Genomic DNA, 13,566 nt, shown 5'->3' on the forward strand with positions numbered 1-13,566 from the left:
TAAGCTGCAAGTTTCCGCAAATCAAATTTAGCGATTCTGCTAAATTCATTGTAAAAATTAGTTTGTGGTGCATTTTATTTTTTGTTTGATTTGCTCAATTAATAATTGAATTTCTGCAAGTGTTTTGCGACCGGATATTAAATCGCGCAAACTTGCAATTGTCATCCCCTGTATGTATCCGTATTCTTTACATAAGTCCTCTAGACAATCCAACAATTGAGATTTACTAGGGTTAATTGTTTCTAGAAGTTTTCTAGCTTTGTCTATAGTCATTTGCTATAGTCATTTGACTGTGACCTGGGGGGGGAAACTAGCAGACCGCCTAACAATGTCAGAATTGGTGCTAAAAATGGGATAAGCGCTGTAGCGTTTTCTTTTTGAAATACTAAAACCGTTCCCGCGCCGACTAACATAATGACGGATACATTCAGCGAAGCGATCGTAAATCTATACGAGTATTTGTCCATTTGTTAGAAGTCCGTGTGCTGGGGCTTGTTTTCCTCTGGGATGACTGGTTTTCTTTGCATCTTTAAAAATCTAAAAATATCGCTAACAGCAGTTTTTAAAAGTCCTATTTCTACCATGGTATGGTTGTCGTTTTGAATTGATTTTTTGGCAAACTTGTTCCACTCTTTAATATCATTCCTAACTTCTTTCATGTTGGCTTCCGCCCGCAGCGTCGCTACAGTAAAGGCTCCTGTTGCTACAGCACCCGCACAGCCGATCGAGATTCCAATAATCTCTATTAACTCTCTAGTGTTCATTGTTTACACTTTTCGACAATTTCAATTTACTGCTACTTATAAGCCGTCTATTTTTGATTCTATAGAGTTTAGCTGTTGACCAAGAGCTGTTATGGCAGTTAACTCAGTTGTCGAAATATTTCCTTGGTATTCCCAAACAACTAATTTTATTTGTCGGTGCCAGCGATGGCATAAAAAAGCTATTGCAAAGTCAGAAACTCCAATGTCGAGGAAAGGTACTATCTGCGTTTTCCCTAAAACTATTCGCCGACTCGACCCGTAACTTGTAGGATTACCGCCCACGGTTAGGGGTAAAGAGATGCTTTGACTTAAATAGCCCGCGCTAAACCATCCAGGCTTTGCCAAAGGATTACTTGCATAAACCGCCAGAAGCGATTTATGCAAAATAATCGGGCATTTTTGTTCGGGAATCCGAACGTAGCTGTCAGTCTCTACATCCGAGCCTAGCGTTTGAGCGGTAACGTCAAGCTCCCAAACCGGAACCCATAAATTTGGATCGTTGAGATTGACGATCAGGCTCACAGGAAAAGCCCTATTTCTTCTAAATTCTCCTCGACTTCATCAGCGTATTGGTCAATATCAATTTCGGTTGTTTCTACTAAATCGAGAAAGTCACCTCCAGATATTTGTCCCTCTAAGAATAGTCTTGAATGGTGGCTAATTTGTTTGGCCAGATTCCATCGATATTCAATTTCTTCTATTGAGTCGTCGAGGTCGATAACTATTTGCAGCGCCGATTTGATTTTGTTGATAGCTTCAGAAGTCATTTTAGTTTAGAATGCTGGTGCAACAGCGTCGCCAGTAAATCCTGGTTCGCTTCTTTCCGAGCGGTAAAGTTCTGGCTCGAAAGAAAGGCGCTTTTTGCCTGCGTAAGTGGCGCCTCCAACTGCTAATTTGATTGCGTTTTCAGCGTCTTTGTAGTCGATGTCAGCAATAGTTGTTTGCGTAGCTGCAGGATTTTTAGCATCCGTTTGAACTGTCGAGCTTCCTCTACCAAAAGGAACCGAGCCGCTGCGCCCTCCTTTGTAATTTCTTGGGCGACCTGTAAAAGCAGATAATCCTGCTGTATTTGCAACGGCGTTTTGAGGAATCAACGTGATTCTGGCGATTGCCGGATAAAAACCTGCAGGGGCGTCAGTCACCGTTGGCGTGTTAGTTAAATTCAGCCCAAAAATACCGTCCAAGTTAGCGATGCCTAACGTACCTAATAACCCCAAGGCGCCGCGCGTCATTGAGGTACGAACAAAATTGTCCGACGCACCCGGACTCAGCCCAAACGGTACAATCCCAACCGCCCGCCGTTCTTTGTACACCGCTGGTGCTTTTCGAGGCTGTGAGTGAATCCGTTCTCCCTTGAGGTAACTCGCATAAATATCGACTTCCGCTGCCGTCAAAGTTTTTTTGGTAAATCGTTTGCCTCTTCGTGCCATCTTTGCTCTCCCTTTTTTTTTAGGCTAGCGAATCCTCAAAGCCTTGTCCAGAGCCGTTTTTAAGCGTTTTTAACACGGAAACCTAATAGGTTTCCAAAAAGTTAGCAGAGGTATTGTTAAGAATTATTAAGTGTCGTAGATGACTTTGTTGCCCTTTACTAGCGGAATCGGTGATCGCACTTTTGGAAGGTACAAAACTGCGTTATCAAACACAACGGTAGAGTTTGATCTGTGAGTTTCGGCTTCCCATTCCTTGCCTAAAAGCTGGAAATTTGGGGGATCAATCGGAAATGCTAACTCCGGCGCTTCATTCGCCGAATATTTAAAGCCAGCAGGATCGGGCTTGTAGTCAACTATTCTGAGCAATTTTTCAAACAGTTCTTTTCCTTGTCTGGCAGTCCGCACCAAAGCGTAGCCCTCGAACCCTTGAAGCCTTGCTATTTGGCCGGAGTAGGAAAGACACTCGCGCCCTTTTTGCCAGCGGTATAATTCCGGCAAGGCAAACTCGTCTCGAATCTTCGTCGCCCATCGCCGAATATCTCCATTTCCTATAAGCTTTGCTAACCCACGCTCTACCAGCTCCATGTCGTCCGTGTATCCACTACAGCGGATTATTTTTTCGCCTTCAACTCGACTGCGGGGCTCTCCCGTAGGTTTTCGCCTTACGCTGTCATTAGGTTCATAAAATGTCAGCACAATCGCGGGCCATCCTTTTAGTAATGGCTTGCTATTTTTACCAGGAATATTGACACCACTGCTGCCGCTGCTTTGCCATTCATACTGAATGATTTGATTGATTATCTGTAAATGAGTGCCGCTAAATACTACAGAATCATCCTCATTGTTGCGGTCTTTCCAGTATTCTATTGTTGTATACTTTGGCTTTTTCTCACCCAATCGGGGCAACCATTCTCGATATCGCGGGCGCGATTCCGTTCTCCGCCAAGGGGAAATTCCCGATAATTGATAGTTTGACTCTATTCTCTCTGACAGCAACGGAAAGCCCTTTTCCCATCCCTCCCACCATTCCTCGAAGTCGATTTTTTCGCGTTCTAGTAAATCATAGAGTGCCAGAAATAAAGCGCCGTTGGCGGCGATGTCTTCCTCGCGCCCCGACAGCGTGTAAATTTCTTGGTCTTTTTTCTTGTTAGGTTTAACTTGAATTACTCTATACGGCCATTTGTTAGCTGTAGGGGTAATTGCTTCTCTCAGTCTGTCTTCCCAAGTCATGCTATTTACCTATCCAAACGCAGTTGATAAAACAAATACCCCTTCTTGACAGCTTTCGAGAAATTCTTCCCACAATTCCTCAAAAAACTCTTGTATATTCTTGTCTGTTATCGTTTGAATGACAGCCTTAACACCGCTGTTGATGCTCCAGGGTTTAGCATCAGGAGCTCCCCATTTTTCAAGCCAACTCGCTACAGTTTCCCCGACGAATGGGATTCTTTTGATAGTTGGCGATAAACTTTTTAAGAATTTTCGAGCATTTTTAAATATCTGCACAAATGCAGCCGTCGAGCCTACTCGAATCGTCGCATTTATCAAATTTCTAACCTGTGGGATAGCCTCTTCATAAAGTTCTTCATTGACTTCTTTTATGGCCGCCAATTTTGATGGATTGACCCGAACAATGCTAGCCCCTGGGGCGATACCGCAAAGAGCTATTCCTGCTAGCGTTCCTAAAGTCCCGCCCGTGATACTCCAAAGTTGGGCTTGCGCTGCTGCGATTCTCTTGTCCAAAGCTTCGTCGGTTTGATTCCAGTTGAAATTGATTAGTTGCATCGCTTTGCCCGCGCACCATCGCATTACAGCGCCGACCGTTACACCCGTAAGCAAACTGGAAACTAGAGCGCCCGGATGTCCCAGTAGGTAAAGTGCCCGTCCGGCGATCACTCGACCGGCTCCTAGCACTCCCCGACCTGCTGCCATCGCTCCGACTCGTGCAGTTCCCAAAACACCGAGCGATCGGCAAGCTGTGATTAATGAACTCAGAGATTGATAAGCGCCAATAACCGCCTTGCCACCAAAGTAAATAAATACGCCGCCAAGGGTTACGCCGGCCGCTGCACCTACAGGATCGGCTGCATACCAATCGCCGAGCTTCACATCTCCAATTTGGATGTTGCCGATAACATCCCCGATAAATGCTGTCGCAGAGTTGAAGAAGTCGCCGAGTTTGTCTGTCCAAGTTTTCTCTGCCGTGCCATTGAAATAGTCTGACGTTGTTTGGCCGTCTAGTATTTGCATAATTAATCTGCCTTTGTGTCTTTAGTGTCGATTTCTCGAATAGTTGGATTTTGTGTTGCTGGCCGCCCGTAGGGTTCCAGCGAATTAGATTCTGGGAACCGGAGTGATTCAGACTCTAGATTGTCGGTGTAGCCTTTCTCAGCGCTAGATATCCAATTGTCTAAATCACCGATTCCTAATGCCTCCCTGATGTCTCGCCGCATCAAAAATGAAGTTAGTTTCTGGGCGATTCCCGCAGCATCCACCACACGATCGAGAGCGCTTTCTGTTGCCACTTCTGTTACAGCAGCGGCACTTGCAGAGCTGTGCTTGAGGATTTCTATCAGTGCTTCTTTAAGGGTTTTGGGGTCTTTTTTGGCATCAACGGAGCCGAATTTAATAGTGTTAATTTCTAACTCTGAATTTTGCAGGAGTTTCCCTGATAGTTCCTCTATTTCCGATTCTGTATTCTTATCGGGAAAATTAGTTTTTTCTTGTCCAAAGCCGAACTTGATCCACCATTGCTCAATTATTGAACGCTCTTGACCCGCGAATGGGTCAAAAGGTATAGGAACCTTGCTCACTTCCTCCGTTAAGTCAAAGCCCAAATATTCCGTTATCGCCTCTAGATATTTGGTACTTTTTGTAATCATTTGAAACGCCATAATATCCAAATAAGTCCGTCGTAGGTCGTAATTTGAACTCATATCGTCGTCGTTGCCTTGAGCATTGATAATTTGCTGCATGATTACCCGCAACATATCAGCCTGCGAGTGAACATCTGTTGTTATCGGCTCATCATCTTTTATCTCTGGGTCTGCTGCCTTGATTGTTATTTTCTGGGGCCAGTAACCCATATCTTTGTCTGACTTGCGAATCATGTATTCGCAAAGGTGAATTAAATTACCAACTCGCAATTGTCCTTTACCGTTGGGGTAAATCCACCTTGCAGGAATTGAGGAATCCTTTAATTCAGCTATTGGCAAAATACGCTCTAACCTATTTATCGCTTCAACTGTGTAACGTACTGCGTCGGTTAAGTTGCGGACTTCTAAGCGCTTTTCATTGATAATTCCGTCATCTGTGTTCAGCCAGAAATCATTCGGATCGGGATACGCAAAGTCGGGATTTTTTCCAGACAGCCACGATAAAAGATTTCCTTCGGATTGGCGCAATTTTCCTTCAGAATCCTTGATAAATTCTTTAGTACCAAGTACGCGCTCTAGTCGTTCGGATTGAGCGCCCATGACAAGCATCAATTCCGAAAGATTTCTAACGCTGACTTTTTCGTTTTTCTTGGCTTGTACGTCTAGCCAAACTTTTGGAACTTCAAAGGGAAACGCCATTTTGTCTCCTTGAAAGGTTTCGCCCTTGGCTTTTACACCCGCTAATTGTTCCAAAGACTCCATCCCCGTAATAGGGCTTACTCCTAAATGTTTGTGAATTCGTCTTAATAAACGCACGCTATCTCTACAGCATTCGTCCACGTTTTGCCTCCTTGGTGGCGGGTTTGGGAAAGGAGGAAAAGTAGAAAACGGTGTACTCGGTTCTATCTTAATGATCGGTGACGGATCATTTTGCGAGCAAGGTATTTGATAAATTGATAAATCCCATAATTGCCCGGTGGGGCGTCTATTGGCAATATATTCTTTTAGATAAGCCCCCGTCCCCGATATCATAAAAGGTGATAGCACTTTATCAAAATATCGAAAACTTTGAGGTGACAAGATTATTTGCGGGCCTCCATCGAGCAACCCCCACGCTTTAAAATTAGCACTAAATTTATTAAAATTTGGGCTATTTAGATATCGTGATCCATTGGGATCAGGCGGTTCGTGATAATCTATAAAAGCCGGGCTACGCTCATAAAACGTTTCCTGTGAAGTTGAGTAAAACAAGGGAGTTTGTTGTGTCCACACGCCGCCCCCGTAAGGCTCATCAGGCAAAGAATCTCTAAGAAATAAAAGAGCATTTTTGTGAATTATATCCCAGCTAAAAGTGGCATACGATGGTACATGCCATAAAATCACACAGTGATAGCATTTATTAGCATCAAGCAAAGGAATTAATTCATCGCTAGGGTAGCCAATACCATATCTATTGTTTGGGAGGCTTGGGATAGATGGATTTTCTTCTTTTTTCTTCGGAAATTCCAATCCCAAACTCAATTCGATAGGAGTGAAGGGAATTTGCAGCGTAAATTCAACGCCGACATCGCCTTCATTAGAAGCGGAAATATTAATTCCTAAACCTAAAGCTTCTCCTCCAACACTTCCTCCAATGATTTCTCCCGTGCCGGTGTCAATAGTGGCTCCCCCACCAATTCCTAAAAATCCCCCTGGTAATTCAGCGCTTCCACTAATTGAAATACTGTTATTTGAAGGATCTGCGCTAATGCCAATCGACAATGGCGAAACTTCCACGTTTACGCCGCCGGTGACGGTCATTCCCCCAATAGATCCAACTTCTTGAGTAACGCCGATGCCTCCGCTCGTGGCAGAAGGTTGCGTTTTTCGCCCCATATCAACGCCACTATCTTTGCCGAGATCGATCACACTCGAACCTCTAGTAGCACTCGGCGACAGGGAAGACTTGCGAGAAACCCTAGACATAACTCGCTTCTACTCCGGCGATGCGGGAAGTGCCGCCATCTGCAATCGCCCAAAGCTCCCCGGTAAGAGTTTGCTCTGTAAGGTTGCCGCCCCCGTTTGGTGCGAGGTAAATTCCACTGCCGATCGCAACACTGGAATTGCCAGCAATCCAAATGGGTACATTGCCGGTGTTGGTGGCGTAAAGTATCGCGCGGTTCGCGTTGGCTGTTCTGAATCGCATCGGCGCTCCGCTGGGAATGTCGATTCCGTAAGGCAATCCCGCGCCGATCATTCTTATTTGCGGTTTTGCAATTAGGTCAATGTTGTATCGGTAATCGCCTTCTAAATTGATGTAATCGCCAGCTCCCAAGACGCCAGAGCCATAATTAATGATAGAGACACCAAGGCTATCGTCTGGACTTAGTAACTTTAATTGATTAATTGTAAGATAAGGAATTGTGAAGGGAATTGTCGTTTCTCTTCCCTTGTTTTGAAGTCGAGCCGTTGCCAGCGTAGACCATGCACCAGTACCTTTTCGTGCGTGAAATCTCAACCCTAAAAATGGATACTCTTCCTCAATAGTAAGCATTGCAGCAATTTTTTCCGCTGAATTCATTTCAGGAAATATTTCTGGGTAAGGTGCTTGCTGCAAGGATGGCAAGTATATTGCACCGCTAAAGGCTTCTAAATAAAAGCTTCTTCCCAAATAGTAAGAATTAGATAAAGCGTCATATTCTGCGAAGGAGTTAGCACAATTTAAAATTTCAATAATTCCCGTGCCATCGGCGGCGGTGATGCTACGTCGAAATGTTTTAGTATTTTCAAGTTGATTTTCAGCCATTAGATTAAATAATTTTTACCTTCAATAACTGAACCGCCACCGGGCAAACTAATTACTTCGATTGGGAATTCCAGCAAAGCGCTAAATGTGGCGTTAGTTCCCCCGCTTGCTGCCAGCGTGTGAGTGCATCGGGTTATTGCTGTTTTTTTGTCTGGGTTGCGCGCTGTGTCAAGTTCGATGAGCTTCAGAGCAATAACGGCCTCCATTGCCGCTTGTGCGAGATTCGGCGGAGTGTGGCTGCCGCCGGTGCCAGCGGTGAAAGTAGATCCAGTCAAGTAATGGCTGGCGGTATAATTTGTGCCGCCGTCGGCAGCATTGCTCGCTGTCACGTTTAAGAGCAAGTCAATCGCAGCAGTCTTGGTCGATAAATTTGCTGTAATAGTTATTCGGTCGGCACGCTCTGCAATTCTTGGTAAATTGTTCTCTTCCTGTTCCAGTAATCCCAATATTCCGTATACATACCGCTCTTTACTCGCAGGGCCTTCAGGGTTGGCGTGAGATTTTCCACTGACTGAAGCGCCAGCACCGGAAGTATGATCCGCCATAAATAATAATTTTAATAATCTTACTTTTCCAGTTTAAGTACAATTCATTAGCTCGATGTTAGGCTACTAAATTCTTAAGAAGTTGCGGAAATAGACAAATCAGCAACTACTCCCCACTAAAAAACAACGTGACAACAACGGTTGCGCGCGCTACGATAGAATCAGCAGCTAAAAGGTTGCTTTTATAACAGTATTCTTACAGAATCAGCAACTCGTGAAAATTTGCGGCGTCGGACAAGCCACCCCATTAAATCCGGTAACTTTTCAACAAATCAGCAACCATTTGATTTCTGATTGTCACAAACTATTTTTGGCTGTCGCTTGGTATACTGGCGAAAGACCGGAGGCAATATTGAGCATGGATGTAAAACACGTCTATGAAGATGTGCAGAAGCGTAAACCGCGTGACACAGTGCTTTACCCATTGTTCAACCGCAAAGATAAACAAACTCGCGAAGTGCCGAGCAATTGGGCACTTAAACTCATGCTCGGAGCTTATGAAGCGCCAGAATCAGGGTTTCTATTTCCTTCTCTATACCGAGCCGACAAGCATTTAAGCCGGCAGGCTATAGATAAAGCGTTTCGACGAGCCTTGAAAAAAGCAGGTTTACAAAATAAGGGATTTTCTTTATATTCGGCGCGCCGTGGGTTCATCACTAGGCTCAATGAGCAAGGTTTGGATATTAAAGTAATTCAACGATTGACTGGGCATAAAAGTATTAATTCTTTAATCCGGTATATCGATGTAACTGATGCCCAGCTAAAAAATGCAATTGCAAATTTTTAATTTATGACTTTATTCAATCCCGCCCAGACACAAGCGCAACAAGCAACAAAGTTTCCTAACAGCAGCACTTTAATAGAGTTTTCGCTGACAACATCACCGACAACAATTCTTTCCGATCGTAGTGCCACCAGCAACAGGCGAGGGTTAACTGTTTTTAACGACGGCACTGCTAACGCGCTTTTGGCTTACGGCTCGACTATTTCAGCAACTAATTTTACCGCTGAGTTATTGCCGGGAGGGTATTTTGAAGATTCACCTAGTTCTCCGTGGCAAGGGCCAGTCACGATGAGAAGTACGAGCAGCTCGACAACCGTAAATGTTACGGAAATAACAATTATCTAATGCCTCTAAGCAATCCAATTACTGAGCCACAAATACCGCAGCCGATCGCCCGTGATGCAGAATTTCAGGCGGCGGATGCGGCACACGTAAATGCGCCAGACCCACATGGCCAGTACAGGCTAAAATCGACAGCTATTACCGATGCAGAACTTCCAGGCACAATTACTCGTGATGCAGAATTTCAGGCGGCGGATGCGGCACACGTAAATGCGTTCGATCCACATCCTCAATATTTATTACCATCGGAAGGGGATGCTCGGTATTTAGGAATAAATGCTAAAGCGATCGATGCGGAACTTGTTGATGGAATTGATAGCAGCCGTATTGTTTTTGGCGAAAGCTGGCACAAAGCTATGGGTGCCAACGTAAACATAGAAAGTGTTTTTTATACTTCTGGATTCCTCGATTGCTATAATGGTGGCGGCACTTTTCCATCTGGCATTTCATTGCTGAATGGATTCCAATCTCGCCACGGAAATCCTACAAATCAGTGGGGAATGCAAGCGGGATGCCAACACGATATTAATAATGAATTTTATTTCAGAACAGTAACGGGTGGCATTTGGCAACCATGGCGACGAGTTTGGAATGACGGAAATTTTAATCCTGCTAGCCACACTCAACTTTTTTCTCCTACCGTAAAAGCCATCGGTGATAGCGAAGGAAATTTCACAGCCATTCCCAATTATTGCGGATTTGAAGTGCGAGCGGCAAATTCCTCTTCTGCTGCTTTTATCTCGTTTCATAGGCCTGGAATTTACGGAGTCCACTTCGGCTTAGATACCAACAACGAGCTAAGAATAGGTGGCTGGTCTATGGGAGGCGCTTCGTATCGCATTTTTCATGAAGGCGTGCCTCTCTATTTTGGAGCGAGCTTGCCGATCGCAAATACAGCCGGGAATTCCATCGGGTTTGGCTGGAATTCCGTGCAACCAGGGCAAGGAATTGCGGAGATTTGCAATTATGCTGGACTCGGTGGAGGGGACGCTTTTAATTTTTTAAGGATGGGCGGGAATGCTAGTACAGCTCCGACGTTGGCTCACAGGGTGGCCCGGATTGATATAACGGGAGCTTACATCCAAACATCGGATCGCAGGCTCAAACAAAATTTTTCACCCAGTCCTGGACTAGCGGAAATTTTAGCTTTATCCCCGCAGAAATATCAGCATTATGAGTGCGAGGAATTTGAAAAGAAAGCGAAAAAAATTAAGCTTGGAAAAAATTCTATAAGCAAAATTGGATTTGTAGCGCAAGACGTGCGAAAAGTTTTGCCAGAGGCTGTAGATGTCACCCAATCGGAGGGAGAGCTTTATGGAATTGATTACAGTTGCATTGTTGCTTGCCTAGTGCGCGCTGTACAAGAACAACAGCAACAAATAAGCGAGCTGCGCGCTCGACTACCCGCGGTTAAAGAGTAGGTTTTTTCAACATTGTGGCAATTTCAGCGGGCGGAATTCCTGCTGCAAGTTGCGATCGCACTTCCTGCACTTTTGCCTGAGCGATCGGCGAATCCGTGTTACCACCTCTGATGTGTTGGTGTCTTACGCGCCCGCTGTCGCGGTAAGACAGTCGGTAATATTCCCCGCCCCGGGCGGTGCCACGCGGTCGGTAAGTCGAGATTGCATTGAGTGCCAAATAGTCATCACCGGGCGGGCAATTTGATTCTGTAACGGCGACCTCTGCGGGTGTTACAGAATCATTTTTATGAGGTTGGCAATCTGATTCTGTAACCGCGTCAAACTGAGTGATTGCAGGGGTTTCACTGTGTTGGCAATTTGATTCTGTAACGGCGACCTCTGCGGGTGTTACAGAATCATTTTTATGAGGTTGGCAATCTGATTCTGTAACCGCGTCAAACTGAGTGATTGCAGGGGTTTCACTGTGTTGGCAATTTGATTCTGTAACGGCGACCTCTGCGGGTGTTACAGAATCAATTTTATCGGTGGGAGTGATCGCAAGTTTGACTTCGGCAGAAAGAAGGAAATCCCACTGAGCTGAGAAAGGATTCCAGAATTGCAGCCGCCCGTCTGTCGGATCGACGGCGTGAATTTTGTAAAGGTGGCCGCATTTGACGTGTTTTGCGATCGTCGGTATTTTCTTGATTTTCACCCAATCGCCAGGTTTGTAAAAACTTCCCGTTTCGGAAGCTGTTGTGTCAAAAAGTGAAAGTTGAGCGCTTCTAATCATTGGCTTTCTCTGCTTCCACAAGTTGCAAGTTTGGAAAAATGCAGCCAAGCTTGTCATTGATGTAAGCCAGCTCCCAGTCCTCTATGTGGAGTTTCGGTTCACCGGGACTGTGAACGCTGGTTTTAGTAAAATCAACTCCCCGCTGCTTGAGATTTCTCTCGCAGATTTTGATGTACTCGTTAATCAGCCCGGTGAATTCGATAAATGTGTGGCAGTTGGTGGCGATCGCCTCGCGATAATAATTGTTTGAGGCCGCCTTCATCGCCTCCAATATTTCCTCTGGGGTCTGAGGAGAATCTGGAAGTTGCTTCCTGGCCCCTCCCAATAAAGTCACTGCTTCCTCTTTGGTCAACATTGATTCCTCTACATTGGTTGTCTAGTAATTGTCTAGCGGTAGCCATTATTTAAGTAGATATGCGTAATTTTCCCTGACTGTCAGTCCTAATAATTCCGCCAGCTTTCTTGACTGAGAATGAGTTAATTCACCTTTTAAAGCAGCAGGATATTCCCTCAATGCTGATTTTGATTTTTTGTAGTCAGAGAGGGGGACGGGTGCATTTTTAGGCGAGGGACGATGACTCCAGCAGCCACTCGCTTCGTGCTTGACAGCTATCATTAATTCTCCTTTTCCTACGATGTCATCTACTCCTTTGTAAATCGTTACAGCTTTCCCGGCGTAGATAATGCGATCGGTTCCAAAGGCTGATCCTATTTCTATCGTCGTCTCTCCGAGCAACTCAAAGCGCGTACTTCCTCTGTTTGAAAACTCTACCAGATCGGGTTTGTCGAGAGAGTCGATCAGTTCTTCTAGAGCGAACAACAGTAAGCCTTTTAAGCGGGGAAACCAAAAGCGGTGTTTGGGATCGGCGACATTTATTCGCCCCAATACAGCTACTGCTGTTTTCCAGTATTTCTGCCAAAAGTTTAGAGCTTCCCTTTTTGAAAGAATGCTTATTGTATCGGCAAACTTGAGAGTGTAAATCCAAAGTTGAAACAGTTCCGGAGATTCAACGCCCGCTCGAATAAGTTCTTGCTCGTTAAATTCCTTCTCTGTATAAGATTTGCCAGAACTGGGGGCTTGCTTTCTACTTTTAGTTATTGCCATACTCGTTAATCCTGATTTGTCGAGCATTTATTTAGTGACAGCCGATCGCATTTCACGACGATCTGCCTACGTATCGAGTTCAAAACCTTCGCTCTCCAGATTCCGCTGCAAAGGTTCTTCTTCGGTTGCCTTCGATACTAAGATGTCGGCTTCTGGGTTCCAGCCTTGATTGAGTTCTTTGTATTCTTCGGAATTGATGTCTAGTAGATTCTGCATTTTTTGGGCAAAGCATACAGCCTTGGCAATTTGGTCATCTTCGTCTTCCCCGTACCGGGCAGTGAATTGGATGCAGCGGATCAGCGCGATTGCTATATTCCAGGTTATTTGCGCCGTTATAGGCTTCTCGATCGGATCTGTTTCTGTCATTCCTTGGGTTCTCCTTCTCTCACAAGCCGATCGCCCTTCACGACAAATCGGCCACTTCCTACATATCGAGCACTTCAAAACCTTCGCTTTCTAACTGCCATTGGATCTGGTACATCATCGCAGCACCGGCGGCTAAAGTTTTGGGGTCAATATATTCATCGCCCGCCACAACTTCCGCTCTCTTGTAGCCAGTGCAGCGGCAGCCGCGGTTTTGGAGGAATTTCTCGCAGGGTTCCTCGCACTGTTGCCAAGGTTCTTCCTCCGTTCCTTCCGGCACTAGGATGTCGGCATCTGGGTTCCATCCAAGTTCCAGCACTTTGTAAGTTTCGGAGTCTGAATTAAACAGGTTTTGCAATTGTCGCGCTGTGTCGATCGCAAT

General features: G+C 45.1%; 18 protein-coding genes. 3 read left to right on the forward strand and 15 right to left on the reverse strand.

Annotated features, from left to right (window positions below; all coding sequences use genetic code 11):
• Nucleotides 1–57: 57 nt before the first annotated feature.
• From QUA43_RS29755 to QUA43_RS29800, 10 genes are all read right to left on the reverse strand, one after another.
• A complete protein-coding gene (locus QUA43_RS29755; protein ID WP_333379261.1) occupies nucleotides 58–273 on the reverse strand; it encodes a hypothetical protein in 216 nt (71 codons plus the stop codon).
• A 197-nt stretch (nucleotides 274–470) separates the two neighbouring features.
• Nucleotides 471–764 (reverse strand): hypothetical protein, encoded by a 294-nt coding sequence (locus QUA43_RS29760; protein ID WP_333379263.1) that lies wholly within the window; start codon nucleotides 762–764, stop codon nucleotides 471–473.
• A gap of 36 nt (nucleotides 765–800) precedes the next feature.
• Nucleotides 801–1,286, reverse strand: a complete 486-nt coding sequence (locus tag QUA43_RS29765; RefSeq protein WP_333379265.1) for a hypothetical protein — start codon at nucleotides 1,284–1,286, stop codon at nucleotides 801–803.
• Nucleotides 1,283–1,531: a hypothetical protein gene (locus tag QUA43_RS29770; protein ID WP_333379267.1), complete on the reverse strand. Its 249-nt coding sequence runs from the start codon at nucleotides 1,529–1,531 to the stop codon at nucleotides 1,283–1,285. Before QUA43_RS29770 ends, QUA43_RS29765 begins: the two co-directional genes overlap by 4 nt.
• A 6-nt stretch (nucleotides 1,532–1,537) precedes the next feature.
• Complete coding sequence (locus QUA43_RS29775; protein ID WP_333379269.1) at nucleotides 1,538–2,194, reverse strand: hypothetical protein; 657 nt, start codon at nucleotides 2,192–2,194, stop codon at nucleotides 1,538–1,540.
• A 126-nt stretch (nucleotides 2,195–2,320) separates the two neighbouring features.
• A complete protein-coding gene (locus QUA43_RS29780) occupies nucleotides 2,321–3,424 on the reverse strand; it encodes a hypothetical protein (protein WP_333379271.1) in 1,104 nt (367 codons plus the stop codon).
• Between the two features lie 9 nt (nucleotides 3,425–3,433).
• Nucleotides 3,434–4,444 (reverse strand): hypothetical protein, encoded by a 1,011-nt coding sequence (locus tag QUA43_RS29785; RefSeq protein ID WP_333379273.1) that lies wholly within the window; start codon nucleotides 4,442–4,444, stop codon nucleotides 3,434–3,436.
• A gap of 2 nt (nucleotides 4,445–4,446) precedes the next feature.
• Entirely contained in the window at nucleotides 4,447–7,035 is a 2,589-nt protein-coding gene (locus QUA43_RS29790; RefSeq protein ID WP_333379275.1) for a hypothetical protein, read from the reverse strand.
• On the reverse strand, nucleotides 7,028–7,855 hold the full coding sequence (locus QUA43_RS29795; protein ID WP_333379276.1) for a hypothetical protein: 828 nt from the start codon (nucleotides 7,853–7,855) through the stop codon (nucleotides 7,028–7,030). The genes QUA43_RS29790 and QUA43_RS29795 overlap by 8 nt, the downstream gene beginning before the upstream one ends.
• On the reverse strand, nucleotides 7,855–8,400 hold the full coding sequence (locus tag QUA43_RS29800; RefSeq protein WP_333379278.1) for a hypothetical protein: 546 nt from the start codon (nucleotides 8,398–8,400) through the stop codon (nucleotides 7,855–7,857). Before QUA43_RS29800 ends, QUA43_RS29795 begins: the two co-directional genes overlap by 1 nt.
• 214 nt (nucleotides 8,401–8,614) lie before the next feature.
• On the opposite strand from QUA43_RS29800, the gene QUA43_RS29805 reads away from it, so the two are divergent.
• From QUA43_RS29805 to QUA43_RS29815, 3 genes are read left to right on the forward strand one after another with little or no spacing between them, the layout of a single operon-like run.
• The gene (locus QUA43_RS29805; protein WP_333379279.1) at nucleotides 8,615–9,187 is read left to right on the forward strand and encodes a tyrosine-type recombinase/integrase; all 573 of its coding nucleotides are present in this window, start codon (nucleotides 8,615–8,617) and stop codon (nucleotides 9,185–9,187) included.
• Nucleotides 9,188–9,190: 3 nt separating this feature from the next.
• Nucleotides 9,191–9,529 carry a hypothetical protein gene (locus QUA43_RS29810; RefSeq protein WP_333379281.1) on the forward strand — a complete coding sequence of 113 codons (339 nt, stop codon included), beginning with the start codon at nucleotides 9,191–9,193 and terminating at the stop codon, nucleotides 9,527–9,529.
• Complete coding sequence (locus QUA43_RS29815) at nucleotides 9,529–10,947, forward strand: tail fiber domain-containing protein (protein ID WP_333379283.1); 1,419 nt, start codon at nucleotides 9,529–9,531, stop codon at nucleotides 10,945–10,947. Before QUA43_RS29810 ends, QUA43_RS29815 begins: the two co-directional genes overlap by 1 nt.
• On the opposite strand, the gene QUA43_RS29820 is transcribed toward QUA43_RS29815, so the two are convergent.
• The 5 genes from QUA43_RS29820 to QUA43_RS29840 form a co-directional block, all read right to left on the reverse strand.
• Nucleotides 10,937–11,716, reverse strand: a complete 780-nt coding sequence (locus QUA43_RS29820) for a hypothetical protein (protein ID WP_333379285.1) — start codon at nucleotides 11,714–11,716, stop codon at nucleotides 10,937–10,939. The genes QUA43_RS29815 and QUA43_RS29820 overlap by 11 nt on opposite strands.
• Nucleotides 11,709–12,071, reverse strand: coding sequence for a hypothetical protein (locus QUA43_RS29825; RefSeq protein WP_333379287.1), 363 nt, complete (start codon nucleotides 12,069–12,071; stop codon nucleotides 11,709–11,711). The genes QUA43_RS29820 and QUA43_RS29825 overlap by 8 nt, the downstream gene beginning before the upstream one ends.
• Before the next feature lie 45 nt (nucleotides 12,072–12,116).
• Complete coding sequence (locus tag QUA43_RS29830) at nucleotides 12,117–12,821, reverse strand: hypothetical protein (RefSeq protein WP_333379289.1); 705 nt, start codon at nucleotides 12,819–12,821, stop codon at nucleotides 12,117–12,119.
• Between the two features lie 66 nt (nucleotides 12,822–12,887).
• On the reverse strand, nucleotides 12,888–13,187 hold the full coding sequence (locus QUA43_RS29835; protein WP_333379291.1) for a hypothetical protein: 300 nt from the start codon (nucleotides 13,185–13,187) through the stop codon (nucleotides 12,888–12,890).
• Nucleotides 13,188–13,245: 58 nt separating this feature from the next.
• Nucleotides 13,246–13,566, reverse strand: a 321-nt coding sequence (locus QUA43_RS29840) for a hypothetical protein (protein ID WP_333379292.1), incomplete at its 5' end; no start/stop codon positions are given.

This window comes from Microcoleus sp. N9_B4, assembly GCF_036701635.1.
Taxonomy (GTDB): Bacteria; Cyanobacteriota; Cyanobacteriia; order Cyanobacteriales; family Microcoleaceae; genus Microcoleus.

Excerpts from the sequence above, each read along its gene's own strand:
- QUA43_RS29755 (WP_333379261.1), bottom strand. The coding sequence starts at position 273 with ATGACTATAGACAAAGCTAGAAAACTTCTAGAAACAATTAACCCTAGT.
- QUA43_RS29760 (WP_333379263.1), bottom strand. The coding sequence starts at position 764 with ATGAACACTAGAGAGTTAATAGAGATTATTGGAATCTCGATCGGCTGT.
- QUA43_RS29770 (WP_333379267.1), bottom strand. The coding sequence starts at position 1,531 with ATGACTTCTGAAGCTATCAACAAAATCAAATCGGCGCTGCAAATAGTT.
- QUA43_RS29775 (WP_333379269.1), bottom strand. The coding sequence starts at position 2,194 with ATGGCACGAAGAGGCAAACGATTTACCAAAAAAACTTTGACGGCAGCG.
- QUA43_RS29780 (WP_333379271.1), bottom strand. The coding sequence starts at position 3,424 with ATGACTTGGGAAGACAGACTGAGAGAAGCAATTACCCCTACAGCTAAC.
- QUA43_RS29785 (WP_333379273.1), bottom strand. The coding sequence starts at position 4,444 with ATGCAAATACTAGACGGCCAAACAACGTCAGACTATTTCAATGGCACG.
- QUA43_RS29790 (WP_333379275.1), bottom strand. The coding sequence starts at position 7,035 with ATGTCTAGGGTTTCTCGCAAGTCTTCCCTGTCGCCGAGTGCTACTAGA.
- QUA43_RS29795 (WP_333379276.1), bottom strand. The coding sequence starts at position 7,855 with ATGGCTGAAAATCAACTTGAAAATACTAAAACATTTCGACGTAGCATC.
- QUA43_RS29800 (WP_333379278.1), bottom strand. The coding sequence starts at position 8,400 with ATGGCGGATCATACTTCCGGTGCTGGCGCTTCAGTCAGTGGAAAATCT.
- QUA43_RS29810 (WP_333379281.1), top strand. The coding sequence starts at position 9,191 with ATGACTTTATTCAATCCCGCCCAGACACAAGCGCAACAAGCAACAAAG.
- QUA43_RS29815 (WP_333379283.1), top strand. The coding sequence starts at position 9,529 with ATGCCTCTAAGCAATCCAATTACTGAGCCACAAATACCGCAGCCGATC.
- QUA43_RS29820 (WP_333379285.1), bottom strand. The coding sequence starts at position 11,716 with ATGATTAGAAGCGCTCAACTTTCACTTTTTGACACAACAGCTTCCGAA.
- QUA43_RS29825 (WP_333379287.1), bottom strand. The coding sequence starts at position 12,071 with ATGTTGACCAAAGAGGAAGCAGTGACTTTATTGGGAGGGGCCAGGAAG.
- QUA43_RS29830 (WP_333379289.1), bottom strand. The coding sequence starts at position 12,821 with ATGGCAATAACTAAAAGTAGAAAGCAAGCCCCCAGTTCTGGCAAATCT.
- QUA43_RS29835 (WP_333379291.1), bottom strand. The coding sequence starts at position 13,187 with ATGACAGAAACAGATCCGATCGAGAAGCCTATAACGGCGCAAATAACC.